Origin of the sequence: Chitinophaga varians, from assembly GCF_014529945.1 — a bacterium.
Classification (GTDB): domain Bacteria; phylum Bacteroidota; class Bacteroidia; order Chitinophagales; family Chitinophagaceae; genus Chitinophaga; species Chitinophaga varians.
Genome location: NZ_JACVFB010000001.1, coordinates 335,105 through 360,360, shown reverse-complemented (window position 1 = coordinate 360,360; position 25,256 = coordinate 335,105). Strand labels below are relative to the sequence as shown.

General features: G+C 50.4%; 29 protein-coding genes. 13 read left to right on the top strand and 16 right to left on the bottom strand.

What is annotated here, in order from left to right; translation table 11 throughout:
• Positions 1–128: 128 nt before the first annotated feature.
• Positions 129–1,454 (top strand): amidohydrolase family protein, encoded by a 1,326-nt coding sequence (locus ICL55_RS01445; protein ID WP_188094263.1) that lies wholly within the window; start codon positions 129–131, stop codon positions 1,452–1,454.
• Positions 1,455–1,486: 32 nt separating this feature from the next.
• Entirely contained in the window at positions 1,487–2,305 is an 819-nt protein-coding gene (locus ICL55_RS01440; protein WP_188094262.1) for an SDR family oxidoreductase, read from the top strand.
• 8 nt (positions 2,306–2,313) lie between these two features.
• Here the strand turns inward: ICL55_RS01440 and ICL55_RS01435 are convergent, their stop codons facing one another.
• Together ICL55_RS01435 and ICL55_RS01430 are read right to left on the bottom strand one after the other, a co-directional pair.
• Positions 2,314–2,904, bottom strand: coding sequence for a hypothetical protein (locus ICL55_RS01435; RefSeq protein ID WP_188094261.1), 591 nt, complete (start codon positions 2,902–2,904; stop codon positions 2,314–2,316).
• A gap of 43 nt (positions 2,905–2,947) precedes the next feature.
• The gene (locus tag ICL55_RS01430) at positions 2,948–3,829 is read right to left on the bottom strand and encodes a protease complex subunit PrcB family protein (protein WP_188094260.1); all 882 of its coding nucleotides are present in this window, start codon (positions 3,827–3,829) and stop codon (positions 2,948–2,950) included.
• Between the two features lie 327 nt (positions 3,830–4,156).
• Between ICL55_RS01430 and ICL55_RS01425 the strand changes: the two genes are divergently transcribed.
• From ICL55_RS01425 to ICL55_RS01410, 4 genes are all read left to right on the top strand, one after another.
• Complete coding sequence (locus ICL55_RS01425) at positions 4,157–4,378, top strand: helix-hairpin-helix domain-containing protein (protein ID WP_188094259.1); 222 nt, start codon at positions 4,157–4,159, stop codon at positions 4,376–4,378.
• Between the two features lie 54 nt (positions 4,379–4,432).
• The gene (locus tag ICL55_RS01420) at positions 4,433–4,906 is read left to right on the top strand and encodes a response regulator transcription factor (protein ID WP_188094258.1); all 474 of its coding nucleotides are present in this window, start codon (positions 4,433–4,435) and stop codon (positions 4,904–4,906) included.
• Between the two features lie 113 nt (positions 4,907–5,019).
• The gene (locus tag ICL55_RS01415) at positions 5,020–5,568 is read left to right on the top strand and encodes a DUF4199 domain-containing protein (RefSeq protein WP_188094257.1); all 549 of its coding nucleotides are present in this window, start codon (positions 5,020–5,022) and stop codon (positions 5,566–5,568) included.
• Positions 5,569–5,580: 12 nt separating this feature from the next.
• Entirely contained in the window at positions 5,581–5,961 is a 381-nt protein-coding gene (locus ICL55_RS01410) for a VOC family protein (protein ID WP_188094256.1), read from the top strand.
• A gap of 49 nt (positions 5,962–6,010) precedes the next feature.
• On the opposite strand, the gene ICL55_RS01405 is transcribed toward ICL55_RS01410, so the two are convergent.
• Genes ICL55_RS01405 through ICL55_RS01395 form a run of 3 tightly spaced genes read right to left on the bottom strand, consistent with a single transcriptional unit; the run spans position 6,011 to position 8,561 of the window.
• Complete coding sequence (locus ICL55_RS01405) at positions 6,011–6,424, bottom strand: VOC family protein (RefSeq protein WP_188094255.1); 414 nt, start codon at positions 6,422–6,424, stop codon at positions 6,011–6,013.
• 37 nt (positions 6,425–6,461) lie between these two features.
• Positions 6,462–7,301 carry a helix-turn-helix domain-containing protein gene (locus tag ICL55_RS01400; protein WP_188094254.1) on the bottom strand — a complete coding sequence of 280 codons (840 nt, stop codon included), beginning with the start codon at positions 7,299–7,301 and terminating at the stop codon, positions 6,462–6,464.
• A gap of 45 nt (positions 7,302–7,346) precedes the next feature.
• Positions 7,347–8,561: an START domain-containing protein gene (locus tag ICL55_RS01395; RefSeq protein WP_188094253.1), complete on the bottom strand. Its 1,215-nt coding sequence runs from the start codon at positions 8,559–8,561 to the stop codon at positions 7,347–7,349.
• 217 nt (positions 8,562–8,778) lie between these two features.
• Between ICL55_RS01395 and ICL55_RS01390 the strand changes: the two genes are divergently transcribed.
• The gene (locus ICL55_RS01390) at positions 8,779–11,220 is read left to right on the top strand and encodes a TonB-dependent receptor (protein ID WP_223151256.1); all 2,442 of its coding nucleotides are present in this window, start codon (positions 8,779–8,781) and stop codon (positions 11,218–11,220) included.
• Positions 11,221–11,273: 53 nt separating this feature from the next.
• Here the strand turns inward: ICL55_RS01390 and ICL55_RS01385 are convergent, their stop codons facing one another.
• A complete protein-coding gene (locus ICL55_RS01385; RefSeq protein WP_188094252.1) occupies positions 11,274–11,645 on the bottom strand; it encodes a DUF4260 domain-containing protein in 372 nt (123 codons plus the stop codon).
• Between the two features lie 52 nt (positions 11,646–11,697).
• On the opposite strand from ICL55_RS01385, the gene ICL55_RS01380 reads away from it, so the two are divergent.
• Entirely contained in the window at positions 11,698–12,423 is a 726-nt protein-coding gene (locus tag ICL55_RS01380; RefSeq protein ID WP_246496137.1) for a DUF92 domain-containing protein, read from the top strand.
• A gap of 35 nt (positions 12,424–12,458) precedes the next feature.
• Here the strand turns inward: ICL55_RS01380 and ICL55_RS01375 are convergent, their stop codons facing one another.
• Positions 12,459–13,541, bottom strand: coding sequence for a Gfo/Idh/MocA family protein (locus ICL55_RS01375; protein WP_188094251.1), 1,083 nt, complete (start codon positions 13,539–13,541; stop codon positions 12,459–12,461).
• A gap of 118 nt (positions 13,542–13,659) precedes the next feature.
• On the opposite strand from ICL55_RS01375, the gene ICL55_RS01370 reads away from it, so the two are divergent.
• Entirely contained in the window at positions 13,660–14,091 is a 432-nt protein-coding gene (locus ICL55_RS01370) for a secondary thiamine-phosphate synthase enzyme YjbQ (protein WP_188094250.1), read from the top strand.
• On the opposite strand, the gene ICL55_RS01365 is transcribed toward ICL55_RS01370, so the two are convergent.
• From ICL55_RS01365 to ICL55_RS01355, 3 genes are all read right to left on the bottom strand, one after another.
• Complete coding sequence (locus ICL55_RS01365) at positions 14,092–14,595, bottom strand: SRPBCC family protein (protein WP_188094249.1); 504 nt, start codon at positions 14,593–14,595, stop codon at positions 14,092–14,094.
• A 93-nt stretch (positions 14,596–14,688) separates the two neighbouring features.
• The gene (locus tag ICL55_RS01360) at positions 14,689–15,132 is read right to left on the bottom strand and encodes a hypothetical protein (RefSeq protein ID WP_188094248.1); all 444 of its coding nucleotides are present in this window, start codon (positions 15,130–15,132) and stop codon (positions 14,689–14,691) included.
• A 69-nt stretch (positions 15,133–15,201) separates the two neighbouring features.
• A complete protein-coding gene (locus tag ICL55_RS01355) occupies positions 15,202–15,981 on the bottom strand; it encodes an alpha/beta hydrolase (protein ID WP_188094247.1) in 780 nt (259 codons plus the stop codon).
• Positions 15,982–16,063: 82 nt separating this feature from the next.
• On the opposite strand from ICL55_RS01355, the gene ICL55_RS01350 reads away from it, so the two are divergent.
• Positions 16,064–16,447 (top strand): winged helix-turn-helix transcriptional regulator, encoded by a 384-nt coding sequence (locus ICL55_RS01350; RefSeq protein WP_188094246.1) that lies wholly within the window; start codon positions 16,064–16,066, stop codon positions 16,445–16,447.
• A gap of 3 nt (positions 16,448–16,450) precedes the next feature.
• Here ICL55_RS01350 and ICL55_RS01345 read toward each other — a convergent pair whose 3' ends face one another.
• On the bottom strand, positions 16,451–16,765 hold the full coding sequence (locus ICL55_RS01345) for a hypothetical protein (protein WP_188094245.1): 315 nt from the start codon (positions 16,763–16,765) through the stop codon (positions 16,451–16,453).
• Positions 16,766–16,839: 74 nt separating this feature from the next.
• Positions 16,840–17,829 carry a sigma-54 interaction domain-containing protein gene (locus tag ICL55_RS01340; protein ID WP_188094244.1) on the bottom strand — a complete coding sequence of 330 codons (990 nt, stop codon included), beginning with the start codon at positions 17,827–17,829 and terminating at the stop codon, positions 16,840–16,842.
• A 475-nt stretch (positions 17,830–18,304) separates the two neighbouring features.
• Between ICL55_RS01340 and ICL55_RS01335 the strand changes: the two genes are divergently transcribed.
• The gene (locus tag ICL55_RS01335; RefSeq protein WP_188094243.1) at positions 18,305–19,336 is read left to right on the top strand and encodes a GNAT family N-acetyltransferase; all 1,032 of its coding nucleotides are present in this window, start codon (positions 18,305–18,307) and stop codon (positions 19,334–19,336) included.
• 50 nt (positions 19,337–19,386) lie between these two features.
• Positions 19,387–19,821 (top strand): HAD family hydrolase, encoded by a 435-nt coding sequence (locus ICL55_RS01330; protein WP_188094242.1) that lies wholly within the window; start codon positions 19,387–19,389, stop codon positions 19,819–19,821.
• Positions 19,822–19,872: 51 nt separating this feature from the next.
• Here ICL55_RS01330 and ICL55_RS01325 read toward each other — a convergent pair whose 3' ends face one another.
• Positions 19,873–20,304 (bottom strand): acetyltransferase, encoded by a 432-nt coding sequence (locus ICL55_RS01325; protein WP_188094241.1) that lies wholly within the window; start codon positions 20,302–20,304, stop codon positions 19,873–19,875.
• A gap of 125 nt (positions 20,305–20,429) precedes the next feature.
• Here ICL55_RS01325 and ICL55_RS01320 point away from each other — a divergent pair, with 125 nt between their 5' ends.
• A complete protein-coding gene (locus ICL55_RS01320; protein WP_188094240.1) occupies positions 20,430–21,068 on the top strand; it encodes a transposase in 639 nt (212 codons plus the stop codon).
• A 14-nt stretch (positions 21,069–21,082) separates the two neighbouring features.
• Here ICL55_RS01320 and ICL55_RS01315 read toward each other — a convergent pair whose 3' ends face one another.
• The 3 genes from ICL55_RS01315 to ICL55_RS01305 form a co-directional block, all read right to left on the bottom strand.
• A complete protein-coding gene (locus tag ICL55_RS01315; RefSeq protein WP_188094239.1) occupies positions 21,083–21,976 on the bottom strand; it encodes an SPL family radical SAM protein in 894 nt (297 codons plus the stop codon).
• The gene (locus ICL55_RS01310; RefSeq protein ID WP_188094238.1) at positions 21,973–22,683 is read right to left on the bottom strand and encodes a DNA alkylation repair protein; all 711 of its coding nucleotides are present in this window, start codon (positions 22,681–22,683) and stop codon (positions 21,973–21,975) included. Before ICL55_RS01310 ends, ICL55_RS01315 begins: the two co-directional genes overlap by 4 nt.
• Before the next feature lie 124 nt (positions 22,684–22,807).
• The gene (locus ICL55_RS01305) at positions 22,808–25,231 is read right to left on the bottom strand and encodes an ABC transporter permease (RefSeq protein ID WP_188094237.1); all 2,424 of its coding nucleotides are present in this window, start codon (positions 25,229–25,231) and stop codon (positions 22,808–22,810) included.
• Positions 25,232–25,256: the final 25 nt, after the last annotated feature.

The window sequence follows — 25,256 nt, the reverse complement described above, 5'->3', positions numbered from 1 at the left end:
CGGCAAACAGTATTGTGTGATATCGGCAGGTTTCTCTGCAAAACAGGTAAAATGTCCTGCAAAATTTTACATGGTAGTTTATACAGTCTGGGTTATATTTAAGATAGATCCGTAAAAAAACAATGAGGATGACAACTAACTTTTCTGCGCTGCTGATGGCAGCAGCCCTGTTATCAGGCACCATGGCTTCAGCGCAGACCACCCTACTGAAAAATGCCACCGTCATAGATGGCACCGGCCAACGGCCGCAACTGCATACCGATATTCTGTTGCAGGCAGATACCATTGCCGCCGTCGGCAACCACCTGAAAGCCCCTGGCGCCACCGTGGTAGACCTCACGGGAAAAACCGTGATGCCCGCGCTGATCAGCGTCCATACGCATGTAGGCACCCTCAAAGGCACCACCACCAATGCTGTTAACTACACCCGGGAAAATATACTGCGGCAGCTGCAGCAATATGCCAGCTACGGTGTGCTGCATGTGCTGGCCATGGGCACCGACAGGCCCATGCTGTTTGAAAGCGGACTGCGTGATTCATCGGCCACCGGATTATTGCCCGGTGCGCGCCTGCATTCCGCGGGGTATGGCTTCGGTGTGCCCAATGGAGCGCCGCCGCTGGAGTTTGGCATGGACCTCGTCAACCGCCCCGCTACGGCGGCCGATGTGGCCCCGGCCATGGACAAAGTAGCGCAGTTACATCCCGATGTGGTGAAAATGTGGCTGGATGACTTCAGCGGCCGTTTTAAAAAGATGGAACCGGAGGTGTATAAGGCTGTGATCACCGAAGCACACCGGCACGGCATCAGCGCCGCTTCCCATCTGTATTATGCGGCCGACGCGCAACAGCTGGCAGATGCCGGCATCGATATTTTCGCCCACAGCATCCGCGACCGCGATATCGACGATAAACTGTTGCAGACCATGAAGGCAAAAGGTATCGTGTACGTCCCTACGCTGTCTCTCGATGAATATGCCTACATCTACGCACGCCAACCTGAATGGCTACACGACGATTTCTTCAAACGCTCACTGGAACCGGGCGTATATGAGATGATCACATCCCCCGAATATAAGCAGCAACTGGAGCACTCCCCTGCTTTTGCCAAAAACAAAGCCGCCTTCGAAACAGCATTGCGCAACCTGCACCGGATATACCGCGCAGGCATCTTCGTAGCCATGGGCACCGACTCCGGCGCTACGCCGATACGTACGCAGGGCTTCTCCGAACACCTGGAACTGGAACTGATGGTACAGGCAGGACTGACCCCGCTGGAAGCTATCAGCGTAGGCACCCGCAATGCCGCCAAAGTGCTGAAGCTGCCTAATACCGGCACTATCGCACGCGGACAGGTGGCCGATCTGCTCGTGCTGGCAGACAGCCCGGAGAAAAACATCAAAAACACCCGTCACATTGTGACCGTATACAAAGCCGGTAAAAATATCCGGCCATAAATATTTCTTACACCCAACAAAAGCAGCCTGACATGACCTTTCAAAACCGCACTATCTTTATCACCGGCGCCAGCAGAGGCATCGGTGAAGCCATTGCCCTGAGACTCGCGGCCGCCGGCGCTAACATCGTTATCGCCGCCAAAAGCACAGAAGAAGATCCCCGCCTTGGCGGCACCATCTTTTCTGTAGCGGAAGCAGTAGAAAAAGCCGGCGGTAAAGCCCTGCCCGTTAAGGTGGATATCCGCGATGAGGAACAGATACAACAGGCCGTGCAACAGGCAGCCGAAAAATTCGGCGGCATCGATGTGGTCATCAACAACGCCTCCGCTATTCAGCTGACCAACACCGAACAAACACCGGCCAAACGTTTCGACCTCATGTACGACATCAATGTAAGAGGCACTTTTCTGGTAACACAACATTGTATCCCCTATCTGAAAAAAGGCAACAACCCGCATATCCTCACCTTGTCGCCGCCGGTGAACCTCTCACCCAACTGGCTGGGGCCGCACGTGGCTTATACCATCAGCAAATACAATATGAGCATGCTCACCCTGGGATGGGCAGAAGAACTAAAAGCTTATGGTATCGCCGCTAATTCATTGTGGCCGGCAACGACCATCGCTACGGCAGCTATTAAAAACCTGCTCGGCGGCGAAGCCCTGATGAAAATAAGCCGCAAGCCGGACATCATGGCGGATGCAGCGTTCTATGTGCTGGGCAAACCAGCGGCTTCCTGTACGGGCAATAACTTTATTGACGAAGCAGTATTAAAGGCAGAAGGGATTACTGATCTGGCGCATTACGCCGTAACGCCGGGCGGGAAACTGCAGCCGGACTTATTCCTGTAAGATTGGCATTACCAGCCGGGAAAGAAAACGCTGGTACCTTCTTCAAAATTATCGATGAAGTTTTGCTGAAAATTACGGACTGTCTCTTTCCCCGCTTCTTTCCAGGGTGCTAAATATTCAAATGCACGTAAAACATCCGCTTGGGAGAAGTATAATTTATCGTTGGTAAAATCTTCATAAAACCGGACGTTCATCTGCTTGCGCTGATAACCGTGTTGCTCAAAGCATAACAACTGCTGGTCCGGGTAAACAGTACGGTATTGGATCATCCGGTAGGAAAAGGTGCCCGTGTCATCGTTCACGTTACCATCCATTATCGTTTGTTTGGCGTCTGTCAATTGTTTTTCCTTTTCTATCTGACAGATGACCGGTGCCAGCGATTCCATAGTACCGGTGAGCAACCGGCAGTCGTCATGTTTACCGAATAATTTTTCGAAAACATGGACCTGTTGCTCACCGGCAAAAATACAAATAGAAAAAATGTCGGGCGGGACGGCCATCCGCACCAGCAAATGCTGATACTTCTCCATAAATGCAGCCGGGGCATCTGCCAACCCCTCGTCCAGCGCAAAGCTGATCTTTGTCGGGTCACCAGACATCGCACAAGGCTTTAAATGGTATAGGTCCAATCCCACAACGCAATTATTTATCCTGTTGTAATACTACTTTATAAGCGCTACCCACAAAAGTTTCCGCTTTAGGCTCTGTGATCATCTGCATGTACATTTTGCCCGGCTCAGGGTTAGTGAGCTTGTAACGTACGGTAGCAGTGCCTTCGGCAAAGTCGATACCAGTGATGGCGATCTGATAGCCGGAGTTAGGCTGGCTGCCTCTGGAGAGGACCACGCTGTTTACCTGTGCATTTACCGGTGTAGACGTTACCGTTACCTGGCCCTGTTGTTGATGTTCTTCCATGCGTTCTTTGTGTTCTTTTACAAATTTAGCGGCTTTAGCCACCATCGCATTGGCTTCTGCCGGTGTCACATTGGCTTTCGGGCGGAAGTTGCCTCTCTCCAATGCTACCACGCCAAATTTAACCAGCGCCTGTACGGCATTATTAGCTTTGTCTTTGTTCACGAAAGCGGCGGCATCTCCGATGTTGATCCACATCATGTTCATCGGATACGGACCGGTATGCTCGATGGCTTCTTCCAGGGCCAGTGCAAATTGCTCACGTGTCATCGGCGTATTGAAGCGCTGTTTGCGGTCCAGCGTGATGCCGTTGTTCGCTGCGATGATCACTGACTGGGCGTAAGATGCCTTGTTATCAGCAAATTCACAGTAGTCTGTAGCCTTTGGCTCCTTGATAAACCGGATGTTATCAATGTTGAGGCCCAGGGCTTTTACGATCAGGTCTACGCCCTGACCATAAGTGATCACTTTGGCCGCTTTGGCCTGATCAGCCATGTGCATAGCGGCAGTAACAGTTGCAGTAGCGGGGTAAACATTTGCTGCCCGGCTTGCGAGGGAACTGTGAAGTGTCAGGCAAACCAATGGCAATGCAATAACAGTACGTCTGTTCATGGGAAAATTGAATTTTTCTGGTGTCAAATGTAATTTATTTTATCTTGTATGTAATTGAACATCCCTGCGTTAAAATGAACAATTGCTGTCATTTTGTGATAAATAATAGATTAATAATCATGCCGGTTTCCTGTCAGCGGCCGTCAAAAGCAGTGTAACGCACAAGAATACTTAAATGTTACTCCGGTATGTATCAAGAACAATAATTTAATACAACCGGCCTTTCAGAAAAGTTTTGTCGCGGTACCAGCCCCTGATTGACGGACTTCCCCCACAAAGCATAAAGACATCTTATTTAATTTAGTATTTCATCATCTCCATCACACCATGACAAAGAAATCGGCTCCGCTCCAGCCCGACGATTTTCCCAAACTGGCACAGCCTGCGCTGCGCGCCTTGCACGGCGCCGGTTACACGAACCTTCAACAACTGCGTAGTGTTACCGAATCCTCCCTGATGCAACTGCATGGTATGGGACCCAATGCCATGGCTGCTATCAAAGCAGCGCTCGCAGCACAGGGATGGTCATTGGCTCCGGAAAAACGCTGAGCATCGCTTTTGCGCTAAATATGATAACTTTATGCAGACAGCAAACCGTTATGCATGAAGTGGCAAGCCATCACCAGAAATAAGCAGAATATTCTTTACGGCCTCTCGCTGGCCTTGTTGCTTTTTCTCCTGAAATGGCTGGAACTGCGTTTCCTGATCATTCACCATGCCATGGAAATCTATATCGGCATGGTCGCACTTGTTTTTACCGCGCTGGGAATATGGCTGGCGCTAAAACTTGCCCGGCCTAAAGTGGAGACTGTCATCGTGGAAAAACCGGTGCCCGTAACACCGGCAGCTACCTTTTCTTTAAATACACCGGAGCTGGACCGCCTCGGACTCAGCAGCCGCGAACTGGAAGTACTACAGCTTATGGCCGATGGACTCAGCAACCAGGAGATCGCCGGCCGCCTGTTCGTGTCGCTGAACACCGTTAAAACCCATGCCTCCCGTTTATTTGAAAAACTGGACGTAAAAAGAAGGACACAAGCCATAGACAAAGCTAAGCGGCTGAGTATCATCCCCTAACCATCATCACCCGAAAGCAGGAAAAAAGGTAAAAACGATAAAATCACCCTAAAGTATGAATGGAAATAAATGCCGGAAAAGCATTTTTGCACCAACTACTAAATCCTGACCAGATGAAAAAAAATGTGCTCGTTTTCGGATTGATCTCCGGCGCCATCATTAGCCTCATGATGGTATTTTCTGTCTTGTGGTGTTATAAAGACCCCAACTTCAAAGGCAACATGTACCTCGGCTATGCCGGCATGCTGATCGCCTTCTCCTTTATTTTTGTCGGCATCAAAAACTATCGCGACAAATACAACAACGGCACCGTCACTTTCGGCAAAGCTTTTAAAGTGGGGCTGTTGATTGCCCTGATCGCAGCCACTGCCTACGTGGTGGTATGGCTGTTCGATTTCTACCTGTTTGTTCCCGATTTCATGGACAAATACAACGCCCACATGCTGAAAGAAGCCAGGGAAGCCGGCGCCGACGCAGCTACGCTGAGTAAAAAGATGGCAGAGGCGGAGAACTTCAGGCAGCTATATAAAAACCCGTTGTTTGTGATACTGATCACTTATGCTGAAGTGCTGCCGCTCGGCATTGTGATTGCACTCATCAGCGCCCTGATCTTAAAACGGAAAAAAAGTCAGGACAGTTCCACCATGATCACTCACTATTAAAACCATATCCATATGAAAATAGCCATGGCCGGGGTCCACGTCAACGACCCCCTGGAAGCTTTTCGCTTTTACACAGAGAAACTGGGCTTTAAGGAGAAAGTCTATATGCCGGAAGCAATGCTGGCCGTAGTCGTATCTCCTGAAGAGCCTGACGGCACCACGCTGTTGCTCGAACCTTCCCAACATCCGGTAGCCAAAGCCTATCAGGAAGGACTATACGCAGCAGGAATACCCGCAATCATGCTGGGCACTGCCGATATTGCAGCTGAGTACGAACGGCTGACAGCCCAAGGAGTGGTTTTCCGGAAACCGCCCACCAGGGCCGACTGGGGCATAGAAGCGGTTTTCGAGGATGAATGTGGGAATTTGATTGCTTTAGGGCAGATTTTTTGATTTTCCCAGGGCATGAGCCCTGGGATTTAGGGATGGTGAATTTGAGGAATCAGCAATTCACCATCCATTTGATACCGTATTTATCCGTCAGGTTACCGTGCCAGTCGCCCCAGAACTGCTTGCCGAAAGGCACGCCTACCTCGCCGCCGGCCGCCAGTGCGTCGAATGCTTGTTGCGCGGTTTGCTCATCCGGGAAAGTGAGCGATAAGGCCACATCTGCGCTGCTGCCTTTTGCTTCTTTGCCGGGAAAGATATCGCTGGCATAAATAGCCAGATCATTAAAATGCAATCGGCTATGGAGTACTTTGTCGCGGTATGCTTCCGGCGCATTCATATTAGGATTGTCGTAGCGGGTCCATACTTTAAAAGTGCCGCCCAGGGCTTTGGCATAAAAATTCATTGCTTCTTCACAATTGCCTCCGAAAGTGAGGTAGGGAATCAATTCATATTTTTTTCCTTCCATGACATATATTTTTTACGAAGATGATAAATGCGGGTGATTATAAATTGTACGATTTCGACAGTCGTGCTGCGAGGGCCGGCTGTATCACCTGTACGATGGTATATTGCTCCTTCAGAAAATGACGCGGGGTAGTGCCGGAGAGCTGTTTGAATTCGCGGATGAAGTGTGACTGGTCGTAGAAGCCACAGCTGTGGGCCACGGCAGTGAGGGATTCGTGGCGACAGCTATACATGGCCAGTATGGCTTTGTTGAACCGCCGTATCTTCAGCAGTTCTGTCGGGGTAAGGCCTGCTACCTGGCTAAAGCGGCGTTCCATCGCTTTATAGGAAACACCGAAAGCCCGGCAGGCGTCTGCCACGGAAACAGTCTCCCGTTGTAGCATCCAGGCCGTGCATTGTTGCAGAAAATGATGGGGAATATTATCGAATTGTAAGCGGTCCAGCAGAAACTGATCGGTGATTTGCACGCGTTGTTCATCGGTGGCGGCTTCAAACAGCTGCTCTTCCAGCAGCGTATAGTCCTTGCCCAGCACATCGGGGAGGCTCCAGAAATCATTGGCCAGCAGGTGGGCGGGAATGCGGAACAGCGGGTAAGTGCCGCCCAACCGGAAGCGCACGGAAAACACGTGCTGATGAGCCGTTTGCGAGATCCGCAACGCATGCTGACGGATACCGATGATATGAGAACCTTTTACCGGCTGGCGGGAACCGTCTTTGATACGGGCATAGTTGTCACCAAAATTAAACATCAGCTCGATGGTACCATCGGGAATCAGTGATTCCTCCTCCCGGAAAGGGGGCCTGTCGGCATCAGCTTTCCAGTAACATTCAACATATGGCGCCAGTAGCGGATGAGGTGCAAACTCCCTGTAGATCATTCACCGGAGGTTTCTCCAAAAATAATCAAATACCGCACATGTTTATCATCGCTTCTCCAGGATGCTTCTGAAAGTAGACATGGTTTCAAACATATTATTACGAACAATAGGATCAGACACCCATCGTGGTATCCGGGCGCTGCGGTTAGTGGTAATCGTGTAGGTGATCTGCATATTGTTGTTCCCTAATTCTTCCATCAGCCATTTACCCCGGGTGCCGGTGATGCGGGTCACATCACCGGAGACGGGAAACCGGTTGTTCAGCGTGCTTTCAAAGCTGATTTCCCCGGAGTGTTCGTTGTGCATATTCAGGCGGAACAGCAGCAGACAGTCCTGATCGCCGAAAGGCCAGGGAATATTGTATTTCAGGTACGTGATCCACTCCCGGCCTTCATTTACCGGCAACACCTGATAGCTTTTAGCCCGGGCATTCCACACCACGCCCTGTTGCTGGTCTGTCAGCAGCCGCGCCACAGACGGGACATCAGATCTGACAGTAAATACCGCCTTGATTTCCCGTACACTTTCGTCGTTACCAGCGGAAATCCATCTTTCGTACAGCGAGATGGATTTATCTCTTTTCACCAGCCGGTACTCCCCTTCGGCCTGCTGGTGGGCATAACCGGCGGCCGACAGACTCAACATCAGACAGAGCGTGAACATGGTCCGGAAGACCCGGTCCCACAACGTAGAACTCACTCCAAACCCCAGATCGTCATTTTTATAATGATGCAGGTGATGGTTGCGCCAGAGCGGCTTTAGCCATTTGACCGGCGGCGCCCAGGCGTGGATAGCGTAGTGCATGCTTCCGTACAACAGATACCCGGACACAAATCCCGGGAAGAAGACGAACGCATTATTTTTCATGAGGAGATAGAAAATACAGAATAAGGCCGAAGAAATGATGACACTGGGCACCGGTGGCATAAACAGCCGCTGCCGGTCGCGCGGATATTCGTGATGATTACCATGCAACGTATACACGACGCGGCGGATGGCTGGCTGATCGCTCACCCAATGGAAAATAAACCGGTGTGCCACATACTCAAACAGTGTCCAGTAGAACATGGCGCCGAAGTAAGTCAATATAATACGGAGCAGTGAATATCCCAGTGTGGCATGGCTGTAATAGAGCATATACCCGATAACGGGCAGGTACATACCAAAAATCACCACGGGGTGCGTTTTGGTCAGCATTTCCAGGTAACGGCTTTTAAAAAGCCTCGCCTGCCCTTTGTTATGCACTTTTTCAAATTTCATGATGTGTTGTTTATGGACGGTACAAAAATGCGATGTCCCGGCAGGCCGGCCAGCCATTTTTTGTCGAGTTGTCAGATAACTGGGTTGAACCGTCAATGTATAATTCCCGAATGCGTAAACTTTTTTCCCGATTGGATGGTGCAACTTCTTTCTGGTGATAGAATTTTGCGCCCTGGATTGTCATTTCGTCTTTTTAGATCAATATTATAGCACAACAATGATCAGAAAATTGTCAGCATTATTAGTAATGCTCTGCAGCATAATAGCCGGTGTAAGCGCCCAGAGCGGCACCGGAGGCATTAAGGGAAACATTGTCACCAGCGAAGGAGAAGCCGCTGCTTTCGTGAGTGTACGCATAGAACAACACAGCAGAGGTACCGTTACCGATGCGAAGGGCGATTTCGCTTTCCGTCGTCTGGAGCCGGGGAAATATGTATTACAGGTATCGTTGCTGGGATACGAGCCCATGGCCGAGACGGTAACGGTAACGGCTAACCAGACCGCCACGGTGCATTTGAAGCTGCAGGTATCTAAGACACAGCTGTCGGAAGTAACGGTGGTAGGCGGACAGAACAAACTGGCCAGCAAGGAAAGTGATTATATCGCGCGCCTGCCCATCAAAAACCTGGAGAACCCACAGGTATATAACGTGGTGGGCAAAGAACTGATGAAAGAACAGGTGGTCACCAACTTTGACGATGCCCTGAGAAATGCGCCCGGCGTAACCCGCCTGTGGTCTTCCACCGGCCGTGGTGGCGATGGCGCCGGTTACTTCACCATGCGGGGTTTCGCGGTACAGCCAACGATGGTCAACGGTATCGCGGGCATCTCCAACGGCAGCCCCGATCCGGCCGATATTGAAAGGATAGAAACCATCAAGGGCCCGTCCGGCACCCTGTTTGGCAGCAGCCTCATTTCTTTCGGCGGCCTGATCAACATCGTCACGAAGAAACCGTACGACGTATTCGGTGGTGAAATCAGCTATACCGGCGGCACTTATGGACTGAACCGCGTCACCGCCGATATCAATACCCCGCTGAATAAGGACAAATCTGCTATCCTGCGCACCAATGCGGCCTATCACTCAGAAGGCAGCTACCAGGATGCCGGCTTCAAACGCTCCTGGTTCCTGGCCCCCAGCCTCTCCTACCGTGTGAATGACCGCCTGTCTTTCCTCGTCAATACTGAATTCTACAGCGGAGAAAGCACCAATCCCACCATGGTGTTCCTGAACCGTCGCCGTCAGCTGATTGCCCGCACTCCGGACCAGCTGGGCATCGACTTCACCCGGTCTTTCACCAGCAACGATATCACCATGAAAACACCGTCCGTGAACCTTTTCGGCCAGGCTAACTATAAGCTGTCTGATAAATGGACCTCACAGACCACCGTTTCCAGAAGCACCCGCCGCAGCAACGGCTACTATTCTTACGTGATGTTCCTCGATCAGGGCGATGCTTCCGTACAGAAACCCAACGACACGCTGCTGAGCCGCTATGTAACACATCAGAACGCTACCACCACCGCTACGGACGTTCAACAGAACTTCATCGGCGATTTCAAAATCGGTAGCCTGCGTAACCGTGTCGTAGCCGGTATCGACTTCCTCAGCCAGTATACGGAAAACGATAACTCGCCTTATATCCTCTTTGATCTGGTAAACGCGGTGAATCCAAAAGACCCGCGCTACTCCCAGCTCAGCAAAGCCGCTGTAGACGCCCGGCTGGCACAGGTAAAAGACGGACAGGTGAAAAATGCCACCACCAACTATACTTACAGCGCTTATGTATCAGATGTGCTGAATATCACCGATCAGCTGATAGCCATGGCCAGCCTGCGTGTAGACCACTTCGTCACCAAGCCCACCAAGGACTACGTGACCGGCGAGAAAAGCAAGGATGATTTTAGTCAGACTTCCGTCTCCCCGAAATTTGGTTTGATATACCAGGTGGTAAAAGATAAAGTGAGCCTGTTTGCCAACTATATGAACGGTTTCAAGAACTCAGCCCCGGTAACGCAGTCCCTGCCTGAATATAGCGGCGTACTGAAACCACAGCAGGCCAATCAGTTTGAAGGGGGCGTGAAACTGAATGTGCTCAACAATAAACTGAGCATGAGTGCCAGCTACTATAACATTCTCGTGACCAATATGACGCGCAGCATCGACGTGGAGAAAGAGGGCAACCGTTACAATGTGACCATACAGGACGGTTCTCAACGCAGCAAAGGCGTGGAAGTGGACCTGATAGCCAATCCGCTGCCGGGATTAAACATCGTGGCCGGATATGGTTATAATGACAGCAAAATGGTAAAATCCGATTCCAGTGTACTGGACCGCCGTCCTACCAGCGCAGGTCCGGAGCACGTGGCCAACTGGTGGGTGAGCTACACCGCTACCAGTGGTAAACTGCATGGTCTTGGCGTAGGCTTCGGCGGTAACTATGGCAGCGAGAATATGATCACCAATTCAAAAGGGACCGGTGTATTCACACTTCCTTCTTATGTAGTGCTCAATGCAGGTGTTTTCTATCAGGTAAATGCTTACCGTATTGCGTTGAAACTGGACAACATTACTGACAAAGCCTACTACAGCGGATGGACGACTGTAGAAAGGATGATGCCCCGCCGCTTCTCTGCCAGCGTGGCCTTTAAATTCTAAGCCTTACAATCAATGTCAATAAACAGGCCGGTGTGTTTCCACACCGGCTTTTTTTATGCGGTCCGTTTGGCTTTCGGGCCTATCTCGCCGAGATGGGTGTCTTTGAAGCCGGTCAAATATTTCAGGCCATAACCAAAAACCCTGTCCATGCAAGAGTGGGCAAAGAGGATAATACCGGTGAAGGCGAGCCAGTCGAGCTTCAGCGTGTGGCCGGCCAGATACACCAGTATGGCGATACCTTTATGGTGAAAGAAATTATACGTCCACGCGCCTATTTTGTTGCCCGCCAGGTAACCGACCATACTGAGGTCCGGCAGCAGCAAACACGCCGGGAAGAGCCACCAGGCGTAGGGAGACTGTACATTAAACAGTACAATGGCGGCCAGGAACATGGCAATTTCTTCAAGATTCAACAATGTTTTCATACAAAATTTTCAGGCAGCAAAAGTAATTAATTAGTTTTGCTGACCTCTATTTATGGATATGATGTTTCAGTATTACGGCCTCTTTATTTTCTTACTGGCAACCTTTATCGTGATCTGTGTCCGGACCGGCAAACTATCTGTTTCCGCGGCCATGGCGGCCGGTTTTATCGGACTGGTGGTGTTTGTCTTTGTGGGATATTCCGGCATTGCGCTGTTGGGTACTTTCTTTGTGCTGGGCACTCTGGCCACCTCGCATAAAAAAAATGTCAAAGCCGCACTTACCGCAGAAAGTGCGCATCCTGAAAAGCGGAAAGCAAGCCAGGTATTTGCCAACGGTGGCGCCGCCGCCCTGATGGCGTTGCTGATAGCGATGGACACGTCGCACGGAGGACTGTATGAGCTGATGCTGGCAGGAAGCCTGGCATCTGCCACCGCTGATACGCTGTCGTCTGAACTGGGCACCGTTTACGGCCGCCGCTTTTTTAATATTCTCACTTTCAGGAAAGAGCCTAAGGGACTGGATGGTGTCGTGAGCCTGGAAGGCACGCTGCTGGGGGCTGCCGGCGCTGCGGTGATTGCCGTCGTATATGCGTTGGCGGAAGGGTTCGATCGGCGTATGGCCTTTATCGTGATCGCGGGCGTACTGGGTAATCTGATGGACTCTGTTCTGGGCGCCGCGCTGGAGCGGAAACATTATATCGGCAATGATGCCGTGAACTTTGGCAACACGTTGTTTGCCGCCCTGGTAGCCGGCGTATGCGGCTGGTTATGGTGGTAAAGAAAAAGCCCGCACAATGGCGGGCTCGTATCGGTTTATAATGTAACGATCTTTCCGGTACGGACAGACTCATCGCAGGCAAAGGCGATGCGCAGACTGTTCACCGCATCCTGTATATGGTCCGTCAGATCTGTATTTTCACGGATAGCCTTCAGGAAATAACGCTGTTCACGGTTGCACAGCTCCTGATGGTCCGGTTCATCTTCCATATTGATCCACGTATCTTCTTTTGCGAACTCCCCTTTTTCGTTCAACACCGCATGGTGCAGTCGCAGGGATTCCGTTTTCGTATGTGCTTCGATGTTATCTGAGTTGCCGGTGCTGCCGGATTCTTTGGCTACGATAGACACGCAGCCCTGTGGCCCGATCACATCTTTCACGAAGAAGGCCGTTTCGCTGATCATGGGGCCCCATCCTGCTTCGTACCAGCCTACGGAGCCGTCTTCGAAGCGGATCTGCAGCTGGCCGTAGTTATAGTTATCTGCCGGGATGTCGTTAGACAGCCGCGCGCCGATAGCGCTCACCTGCACCGGTTTGGAGCGGGTCATCTGGCACATCACGTCGATGTAGTGAACGCCGCAATCCACGATAGGGCTCAGGCTCTGCAGCAGGTTGCGATGAACGCCCCATTTGCTGCCGGAGCTTTGCTGATTGAGGTTCATGCGCATCACCAGCGGTTTACCCAGCTGGTGCGCTATTTCCACGAAACGCTCCCAGGAAGGATGGTGCCGCAGGATGTATCCTACCACCAGTTTTTTGCCCGCTTTATGTGCCGCTGCCGCCACTCGTTCAGCGCCCGCCACCGAGTCTGCCAGCGGTTTTTCTATGAACACATGACAACCGCTTTCCAGCGCTTTGATCGCGTAACTTTCGTGTGTATCAGGATAGGTGGAGATGCAGACAGCGTCCGGCCGGGTGGCGGCCAGCGCCTCTTCATAGTTGCTGTACAGCGTGTAACCGCCGCCCAGCTTATCATTCAATACCTGCTTGCTGGAGCCGGTAGATACAATACCACATATATCGAATCCTTCCAGGGTATGGTAGGCCACTGCGTGAGACGTGCCCATGTTGCCACAGCCCACTACGAGTACCCGTAAAGGTTGTACGTTTTCTGCCATGAGATAAATTTCCGGTTTAGTTTTTCATCAATTCCGGTAAGATACTGTGCAATAGAGTGATTTACAAGCAGAATTTTATGCAGCGCAGAAATGTTACTTTTGCAGAAATGACAGAAGCATGGAAATTTTTCAGCAGGCAGTACGCTTAAAAGCCCGTCCCAGAGGGTTTCACCTGATCACGCACGAAGTGGTGCAGGCCTTTCCGCAGATAGGCACGTTACAGTCTGGCATGTTACAGGTATTTATCCAGCACACCTCTGCCGGGTTGACCATCAACGAAAACGCAGACCCTACGGTGCGCGTGGATTTTGAAACGTATTTTAATAAAGCGGTGCCGGAGAATGATCCGGATTATGAGCATAATGATGAAGGGCCGGACGATATGCCTGCGCATCTGAAATCGTCGCTGCTGGGCTGTTCTGTGATGATACCCATTCACCACGGCAGGCTCGCGCTGGGCACATGGCAGGGCATCTACCTGTGTGAACACCGGGACCATGGTGGCCCCCGCCATCTGGTACTGACCGCCTGGGGCAAGCCAATGTCCTGACTACGATAGCCCCTGCGGGAAACGGTCGCCCACCAGGTTGAGCTCCAGTTGATATTCGAGGTAGGCTTTCAGTCCGGCTAACGCCCAGCAGAAGCCGCCGTTGGAGTCCAGTGCTTTCTGGCAGACAGTCGCAGCATCACCGGAAAAACCATCATTCACCACCTCTACAAAAGTGGCGTTTTCTCCATGCGGGGTGAACGTCCATACCACGCGGGTGAAATGCTCGCGGGTGCCCGGGTCTCCTGCTTTCATATCGAAGCCCTCGAACCAGCGGATTTCTATCCTGCTGTTGGGCACAATATCTACGGTCTGGACCGCAGCGCTTACATTGTACATTTCCCAGGACCAGATGACTTCTTTTCCTTTCTCCAGTTTGCCTGTGCTTTTGGTAAACCAAAAATGGGTGGTGACAGCCGGATCAATAAATGCGTTAAACACTTCCGCTGCCGGTTTTCTGATCAGCATGCCGGTCTGTGCGACTGCTGGTTGAGGTGTTGTTGCCATGATCGTGGTTTTAATCAATAAAAAAATGCATAACCGTTCGGTTACAAATATAAATATAAAACCGATCGGTTACGCATTCTTTTTTCAGAAAGATTATTTAAAGTAGATATCTACATAATCAACCACATTATTGCCTTCACAGTTATCCATTTCCTGGAGCCTCCAGTATTTTCTGGCGCCTTTGGCCAGGAAGTGGTAAGTACCGGTTTTTTCGCACACCTGGCCACCGTTCACATTGCTGTACTGCGTACGGATGGTACCGTTAAATGTCAGCTCCTTTGGTGAATCTACTTTCAACGTACCATCAATGGTCACAAAATCGCCCGTCTTCGCATCACGTTGTTCGCCTTTTACCGTATAAGTGCCATCTTTTTGTTTGTTGATCATCACTTTCCCGGGGCGGTCCCAGCTGATCCACTGAAGGGTAAGGTCATGCTTGCCTTCGCGGAGCGTACCGGCGGCGGGCTGTTGTGCATAGGTGGCAAATCCTGTAAAAAGGGCGGCGGTCAACAGGCATGCGCCAAAAAATTTCTTCATGATACGTACGTTATTGGTTAAAAACAGTGTATCAAATATAAGCGCATTACTGTCTTCCGCCAAAATCCCCTATCGGCTTAATGACACCAGCAGATTGGCCAGCTCCCCCGGCTGTGTGATCATGGCATCATGCCCTGTCTTCATCTCGTAATATTTCCATTGGGGAGATTGTTTTGCTTTGGCTGCAAACGGCGCTAGTACCGGCAATTGCGGCTGCGTACAGGCGATGTAAATCAGTGGCAGGCTATTCCCATATGGATGATGTAACGTCAGCGGCTGTGCAAAAGTATTATAAGGTTGCAAGGTAAGGCGGCTATCCACCCACTGCTGATCTTTCGGATTGCTTACGCCAAACAGGCTGGAAGGTCGTACAGACAAGCTATGCATTCCGTATTGCGAAGCATCTTTCTCGAACTCCTTCCGGAACGATGCAGGGTGCACCGATATACAGCTCTCCCCGTTTTCTGCGAGCACCGCGTCCAGGTAAACCAGTTTGCTGATCCGCTCCGGCATACGGTCTGCCACTCCCGTGATCACCACGCCCGCGTAACTATGGCCCACCAGCACCACATCATGGAGATCTTCCATATTGAGCAGGTTTACAATATCCGTGATATGGGTATCGAGATTAATACTATCGTGCGGTTGATTGTTATGCTCCGCCATTCCGCTGAGCGAAGGCGTATACACGATGTTGCCTGCTGCCCGCAGCTTTTCACTGACCTGTTGCCAGCACCAGCCGCCATGCCAGGCGCCATGCACCAGCACATACACTTTGTGCGACTGTGCCATCAGGGATACCTGTACCAACAGGCATACAATGATTAATTTGACTAACTTTGATTGCATGAAAATAATTTTCTGCAATGTTAGAAAGACCGATTATCATCATCAATAACTCACCCGAAAGTGAGTAAGCAAAACGTGACATATGGCATCGAAAGTAAAAGGCAGTTCCATGAATGCCCACAACCTGAAAGTACTGGCATCCTACTGCGACGTAAATGAAACCCTCCAGAACATCAGTCAACGCTGGAAAGTACAGATACTCCATAGTATATTCACTGGTCTGGCGCATTTCAGTCAACTGAAAAAAGCGCATCCCTCCTTATCCGACCAGGTGTTGGGCAAACGGCTCGGAGAACTGGTAGCACAGGGCCTTGTGAGCAAAACGTGTATCACCGGCACTACACCTGTACAAACAGCGTACAGTGTTACCTGCAAAGGGAAAGGGTTGCTTTCCATTATTTTCGAGTTACAGGCGTGGAGTAAAAAAGACTGGGCTACGCAATCATTGCAGTGTAGTGCGCTTTAATGATCAACGCAGATATCGTAATTCAAAATTCTCCAGAAAAAACTGCATCATCTCTATAGCAGATTGATGTTCGTCTGCACAATGAATCCGGCAGAAAATGATGTCGGTATCTTCATCATCCTGACAAAACTGCAATGCAATCGTTTGTTCCCCTATCAGGGAATAGTCAAACCAGTGATCATTATCGAGGGAAGTGTTGGTGAATCCATACGTGACGGCCTCTATATCAGCATCATCAAATGTATAGTGACAGATATGGGATAATGCTGCGAGCAGCGCCGGTAAATGATCTTTTCGGATCCAGTCAATGGCCATCATACGACAACGGGTATATTTATATCGTAAATATACTGCTACTACAGGTTATTTTTGGGGAGAAAAGAAAGGGGGTGTCAATGGTTGCTCATGTGTTGCCGGGTGATGCCCAGTTTTTTCATCCTTGCTTCCAGTGTAGTTGGCTTTATCTGAAGAATGGCCGCAGCGCCGTTTTCTCCGCGGATACGTCCATTGCAATGCTTCATTACACGAATAATCAGTTGTCTTTCTGCTTCCGCGAGGCTGGTAATGGGAGGACTGGAATCGGTGTCCCTCGCGTTTTCCGGCGGAGGCAGTTCCACATAGATCACCGGCGCATTCCCGATGATCACCGCTCTTTCCACCAGATGCTGCAGTTCCCGGATATTGCCGGGCCAATGGTAGTTCATCATTGCATCGAGGGAGCGCTGACTGATGGTAGCCATGGGTTTGCGGAAATGTTGCGCTGCTTTTTCCACGAAGTATTTCGCCAGCAGGGGAATATCGTCTTTCCGTTCCCGCAGGGGTGGCAGGTGTATCGGAAATACATGCAGGCGGTAGTATAGGTCGTAGCGAAAGCGGCCCGCCTGGCATTCCGCTTCCAGTATACGGTTGGTGGCAGCAATCACCCGCGCGTCCGTTTTAACGGTGGTGCCGCCTATTCTTTCAATCTCTTTTTCCTGTAGTACCCGCAGCAGCTTCGGTTGCTGTTCCAGTGGCAGCTCGCCTATTTCATCGAGGAAGATGGTGCTTTGTTGCGCCTGTTCAAACTTACCGGTGCGGCGTTGCAGCGCTCCGGTAAAGGCGCCTCTCTCATGTCCAAACAATTCGGATTCTATCAGTTGAAGCGGCAGCGCGGCGCAGTTGACTTTCACCATGGGGCGTGCCCGGCGGGCCGACAATTCATGGATAGCCTGCGCAATCACTTCTTTGCCCGTACCCGTTTCCCCCGTGAGCAAAACGGTGGCATCGGTGTCAGCCACCTGCTGCACCTGCTGTAGTACCGTCTGCAAAGCGGGGCCACCTATCAATGGTCCGTATGACGTTGATAAATACGCAGCATCCTTTTCTGCCTGTTCACTTTTCATGCAAGATCGGGTCAGTGAGCCGTCTGTCACGACAACTCCGGTTAACAATATCCAATATTTCGTATATCCATTTAGGTAATTCCAAAATATTGGAGGGGATCATCATCCAACATCCTTTGTAAGCAACTGGTTAACAAGCACTTACTCACATGGCATAGTCATTGAATTCCGGATGGAAATTTTTTTTAACCCGGAAAAAATTACAGAAGGTTCTGTAATACAAACTGAAGCCCAAACAATCACTATAAAATAATGAATAGCAGATTTCAGCGATAGTAACAGGTAAAGACTTTTTACATCAATAGCAGGCTGCATTACACAAAAAAGATACCAGTTGGTGTCTGACGGGTATGCTATGCACCTACGCCAACGCCGGTACGGATTCCTTCCTTGTTACACCGAACATCCTGCCACCCATGGCCCCATCGGCCAACACATAACCATCAAATCTATATGTTTAAAAACCTCATTTGTTATGGCCTACTTTACAGTTGACATCACGGAGCAGGAACACTGGGACCAGGTTATTCACGCGGCCCACAGCTACGACTTCTACCACACCTGGTATTATCATCAACTGTCCGCAGGCGACAGTCATCCTTTTTTATTTGTATTGGAAGAAGAAGGAAATTTTGTGGCAGTACCACTGCTAAAGCGGAACATAGAAGACACGAATTATTTTGACTGTACTTCTGTCTATGGTTATGCCGGGCCTGTTTCTAATCTGGATTTCGGCGATATGCCACCCGCACTGTTGCAACAGTTTTTACAAACGTTTCTCCGTTTCCTGAAAAAAGAAAAAATCGTCAGCGTGTTTACCCGGCTGCATCCGCTGATCCATCAGCATTTTCAGCCAGGCCAAACCGGCGGACTGTATGACAACGGGAAGACCGTGATCATAGATATCACACCACCTATTGCCGACCAGCGGCAACAGTACCGCAAGGCATTCCGCTCCAAGATCAATCAACTGCGGAATAAAGGCTACAAGGTACGCCAGGGCATCAATGAAGAAGACATTGCATCATTTGCAGCCATCTATTTGCAGAATATGCAGCGACTGGGCGCCCATGCGAATTATTATTTCGATAAAAACTATTTTAAACAGTTGCTACAGGCCACGTCTTTTCAAAGCAACATATTGCTTGCCTCCTTTGATGGTCGTGATACAGCAGGCGTTTTCACCACCTGTTGCAACAACATGATGCAGCTGCATCTGGCGGCCACGCATGAGGACTTTATACATGATTCCCCTATGCGGCTGCTGGTGGAAGAGGCCAGCATTTTCGGGCAGTCGCAGCGGATGCAATACCTGCATCTGGGTGGCGGTGTAGGCGGGCAGCAGGACTCGCTGTTCAACTTCAAGGCCGGCTTCTCTGATCACTTCCTGGATTTCAGGACGTGGCGCCTGATTGCCGACACGGCCACCTATAGGGCCCTGACGCTGAAAAAGGCTCCCACACCGGTCATGACAGACCTCCCCTTTCCTGTTTACCGCTTTCTCTAGTTATAGTTGATAAAAAATTTTGCCATATCTTTTTAAAACCTGCATAACATATGTATTCCAATATCACCATTGCCATAGATTTCGACGGGACCTGTACCTATCATCGCTTCCCGATGATAGGGGAAGAAATTCCACACTGTATCCATGTGTTACAGCGATTACAACAACAAGGCGTCAGACTTATTCTCAATACCATGCGCTCCGGCAAGCATTTGAAGGATGCGGTGAAATGGCTCAACAGTAAAGGCATTACCCTTTATGGTGAAAACAGGAATCCGCAGCAGCGCCGGTGGACCGGCAGCCCTAAAGTACAGGCCGATTATTACATTGATGATGCCGCCCTCGGCTGCCCCGTAGAAGATGACATTTTCGGAAGAGTTTCTGTAAACTGGTATCAAGTGGAAACCCTGTTGGAGGCGCGACAGATACTCCCTGCGCGTACCAAGGCTAAAGAAAAAAACTGGCCACTCCAGCCGGTAAAGTAAGCATAGCTGTTCCTACGTTAAAAAGCCTGCGATCACGCAGGCTTATTCATTTTATAATGTCAGGTGCAATATCGGATAAGGCTTGCCCATACCGTCTTTTTCAGACCGGCCATTGACTTTAAAGCCCATCCGCTCATAAAAACCTATTGCCTGGCCGTTCTGCTCATTCACATCCACTTTACGGATATTCAGCTCCGCGATGGCGTAATGAATGAGGTGTTTGCCTATCCCCTTTCCCCTGGCCGTATCACTCACAAACAACATCTCCAGGGAGTCTTCGTGTACGCCCAGGAAAGCGACCGGCGTCTCTTCGTCATTCAACATCAGGTAGGTATCTACCTGAGGAAAAAATGCCTCCGCCAACAACGACTTGATGTGATCAAAATCTTCCTGCTTTAAAAAATCATGGGTAGCCTTCACGGCAGATTCCCATATCCGGACCATCTCCGGATAGTCCGTAGCTGTAGCTCTTCTAATCTTCATCTTCCTATTCTTTTAAATTGGGTAACAAGTTCGCACATTCTGTGTTTTGTACCAAATATCCAACGGTAAGTGTCATAAATGCCAAATGACGCAGTGGTAATTTTGTACTTATTAATTCAAACAATATGAATACAAGTGCACTATTTTTTGGCATCATGGCCGCTCTGGGCTATATCGTTTTACAATCCCTCTTCATCCTGGGCGTGCGGATAGCCGCCAAGGGCGCGGTGGAGAAACTGCCCAATGGCAAAGACAAGGACAGCGAAATGATCCTGTTTCCCCTCTTCAAATATCTTACCCGCACCACACAGATGAAAATCTATTACAGCAACGAACAGTTCGATCTGCTGATACAAAAATTAAGGGTGCTGATGCCGGAGGCAATGCTGCATACCGAAGAAAACAGCATCCTGCTTCCTACAGGGGATGCTTCCAGAATACCGGTATTAAAGGAACTCAACAACATCTTGCCCAAAATAGATGGGAAAATACAGGTAGACGTCAATGATAGCGGCGTCCGTTTTTTAAAGACAGATGAGGTGTTTAAGGTCAACAAATACCTGCGCAAACCTGTTATTCAGTGTCCAATCTGTATGGCATCGTATTGGAGCGTCTTCAGCTACTGGATTCCCATTATTTATTTCTACGGGTTCGACTTACTGGTGGTATACGCCGGCGTGATCAATATCTGCGCGGTGGCCAGTATGAACTGGCTGCTGTGGATGCGGGGTTCCGCCTATGAATCACAAATCATGAAAGGATAACCAGGCACCGCTTTCTAACTCTCCGACAGGCTATTCCGGAACTGGTATTGACGGCATAGCTGCTCCATTTTCTGTGCAAAAGCCTGTCGGTAATACAACGGCATCTGTGGACCCTCTGCAAAAAAACGGTGGTACTTTTCCAGCAAATGAGGATAGTGTTTGGCCACAGCATGCAATACGAGCGTTTTGCTGTCAGACGGTCCCGATCCGAATAATGTCAGTGTGGCGGGGAATATATAAGCTGCTCCGGCTGCCTTAAATGTCCGGAACATCTCCTCCAGCTGCGCTGCGGTATCGGTAATAAAAGGCAGCAACGGCATCAGGCTAACACCGCTGTGCAGGCCTTTTTCAACGGCCATCCTTAAAGCGTCCAGTCGCAGCGATGGCGGCGTGGCGCCAGGCTCAAAAATACGGGCAACGGCATCTGTGATGGTTGAAAAGGAAAAGGTCACGAAAGCCTTGTGGGACAGTTTATCCTGCAAATCGTCCGGCAGTATGGCCGCCTTGTTGATATCATGAAGCAGCTCAAAATCGCGGCTGACGAGGTTTGACTTAGTGATAATATGCACCGGAAAACGGTAATGCAGGATCACTTCAAGCAGGCGCCGGGTGAGCTGTTCCGTTTTTTCGATTTGCAGATAGGGATCTGTAGCGGAAGACAGGACAATGATGCCGTATTGTTTTTTGCGGGCCCGGAGCGACAGTTGCTTCTCCAGCAGTTCGACGGCATTACTTTTAACACTGAGTTTTTCTTCCATGTTGATCCCATACTTACTACCCCTGATGTAACAGTACTGGCAGTTAAAAGAGCAGCCGCTGTAGGGATTGACCGTATAATCGTCCAGGAACCAGGGATCACGGCTTTTTGTTTTATTCAGTATGGATTTGACGGCGATGGAGCGTGTCATTTTTTCCTGTTGTAATGAAGACCTATGTTGACTTTTGTCCGGAACCACTGTTGCGTTGCGGTTGATGCGAGCTGCTCCTGATAACGGGCGATCAGTTGCGGGTGAAATTTGGCAACTGTTTTAGCGCCCCATCCGATGCCTTTCCGGGTATGAAAATCTGTGGCGGCCGATAAAGACAGCAGTATCCGGAATACCGGTTCTACATACTGCTGGTCCAGCCCTTTTTTAACGGCATAATGCGTGGCCACTCCTACTGTCCTGACGATCCATTTATCTTCGTGCCCGGATAATTGGGCTAATAACGGAATGGTCTTTTCCGGCATCGTGAGCAAGGCGTGCCCTAATACCCGCTCCCCAATGATATCGCACACATACCATTGATCGCCGAACTGTATATAGTCACAGGCTTTGTTAACGGCAGTATCGAAATCCTGCGTCAAACGTTCCTGCAGGATAATCCCGGCCAGCACCTGGCTCCCGATTTCCCGTAATTCGATGATACGATCTGTGATAGTGATATGCGCTGCTTCGGGCACTGCTATTATGATTTCTTTAGCAGCATACTCCAACAAGGGGAACCTCACTTTCTTCTTCAGCAGGGCATCATGCAGCGAGACGATAAAAGCCTTTTGCCCATTGCGTTGCAGGGCATCCAGCGCCCCCGCCACCATGAGCTTGATAGTTGCCTTGCTGCTGATACTTTCCATGGCGTCAAAGGTATGAAAACTATGCACGTTTCCGGGTAAGGACTTCGATGTGGACGCTCATCTAAAAGCAAAGGCCGCCTCAAAGGAAGAAGCGGCCTTTTTATTGGGTTAAATGGAGATCAGCTTACTGTGCCCGCAAACTATTCACCGGATTGGCCAATGCTGCGCGGATAGCCTGGAAACTGATAGTCAACAGGGCTATGCCTACGGCCATAAAACCTGCCATGGCAAATACTTCCCAGCCGATACCTATCCGGTAAGCGAAGTCCTGTAACCAGCGGTGCATCGCCCACCATCCCAGCGGGAAGGCAAAGACAATGGCGATCATCACCAGTTTCAGAAAATCTTTGGACAGCAGGTGGACGATGTTGGTCATGGTAGCGCCCAGCACTTTACGGATACCGATTTCGCGGGTCCGTTGTTCCGCTGCATAAGCCGCCAGTCCAAACAATCCGAGGCTGGCGATGAAAATGGCCAGTACCGCAAACGACAGGGATATCTTGCCCATCCTGCTTTCTGACCGGTACAGGTTATTAAAATCATCATCCATAAAAGAGTAGCTGAAAGGCTGGTTAGGCACCATGGCACGCCATTGCTGTTCCACCTGTGCCATCAGTGCCGGCATATCGTTACTGCGTATACGAAAAGCCATGCTGCCCTTGTCTTCATGGAGAAACAGCGCCAGCGGCGTTACCTGTTCCCGTAAGGAATTAAAATTAAAATCCTTTACCACGCCGATGATCGTATAGCCGTTCCCGTTTTTGCTGTCCATGTCCCGCCATTCATATATTTTCTGGTTGAGCGGATCTTTCAGCCCGATCAGCCGTGCAGCTGCTTCATTGATCACCACGGCCTGTGAGTCGGTGGCAAAAGCGGCGGAGAAGTTCCTGCCTGTTTTCATCTGCATGCCCAGGGCCGGAATATACTGATCGTCTACCGACCACATTTGCATGGTCACCGCATTTTTAGGATCGGGCACTGGATGGAGGAACATGGGCCCGTCGTTGCGGCTGGCGCTGGTAGGCAGGAATGATGTCATGGTGCCCGCCTTGATGCCGTTCAGTCCCATGATCTCCTGCCGGAAGGCCCGTGCCTGGCTGCCCAGTACATTGGTATTCTGCAACACCAGCACCTGGTCGCGATCGAAGCCCAGTTGTTTGTTACGGATAAAACGAAGCTGGTTGTAAATCACCAGCGTGCCTACCATCAGGAAAATGGAGATGCTGAACTGGAACACGACCAACCCGTTACGCAACATACTGTTCCGGAAGCCCGAGGCAATCGTGCCTTTCAGCACCAATACCGGCCGGAAGGCCGACAGGAAGAAGGCCGGATAACTACCGGCCAGTAATCCCACTGTAAGAACAAGTGCCAGCAATATCCATCCCAGCCACGGCCTGCTGAACAAGCTGAGGGTGATCTGTTTGGCCGCTACCTGGTTAAAAAGCGGCAATAGCAGCCATGCGATACCCAGTGCCAGCAACATGGCCACTGCGCTGACCAACAGCGATTCTGTCAGGAACTGCGCCACCAGCTGTGAACGTTGTGAGCCCATGACCTTACGGATGCCCACTTCCCGCGCCCTGTTGGCAGAGCGGGCGGTAGACAGGTTCATAAAGTTCACACAGGCGATCAGCAAGATAAACAGTGCGATGGCCGAGAAGATGTATACATACTGAATAGAGCTGGTGGGGCTCAATTCATACGATTTGCTACTGTACAGGTGAATGTCTGTCAGCGGCATCAGCGAATAGCGGATATAGTCACCATTGCGTGCCAGTTCCTCCTGCGACGTGTTCATCATGGACACCAGCTGCGGGGCGATGTATTTCGCGGTGGCCGGTCCCAGCTTTGCCTCCAGTTTCTTCGGATCGGCGCCCTTGCGCAGCACTAAAAAGGTGTTGAAATTATTGGCGAGCCACTTGTCATTTCTGCTTTCAGGCGCGTCAGCGAGTGATACAAAGAAGTCGAAGTCCAGCAGCGTCTGGCCGGGGAATGGTTTCAGTACGCCGGTCACCTTATAAGGCACGCTGTCATCGATCACCAGGTCGCGGCCCACCGCGTCGGCGGTGTTAAAATACTTAACCGCCGTTTTCTCCGTGATCACCACGGTGCGCGGTTCTTTTAACGCCGTAGCCGGGTCGCCGGCCAGCAGCGGAAGGGAAAAAACGCGGAACAGCGTAGAGTCGGCGAAAATTACTTTGTTCTCTTTGATATTCTGGCTTCCCTTGCGAACCAGCCAGCCCTCATATTTGCGAAAACGCACTGCCTCTTCTATTTCCGGCAGGTCCGCTTTCAGGGCCGGGCCCAGCGGCGCCGGCGCCGTAGCCACATCATAACGGGAACCACCGAATTTGATGTCCGCATCTACTTCATAGGTCCTGTCAGCAGCAGCGTGAAAGCGGTCGTAGCTCAGTTCATCGAGTACGTACAGAATGATCAGCAAACTGGTGGCCAGGCCTATCGCCAGGCCCAACACATTGATGGCCGAAAAAGCTTTGTTCTTCCAAAGGTTACGTATGGCTACGCTGAAATAATTTCTTAACATGGCAGGGGAATTTATACCTAAAAAC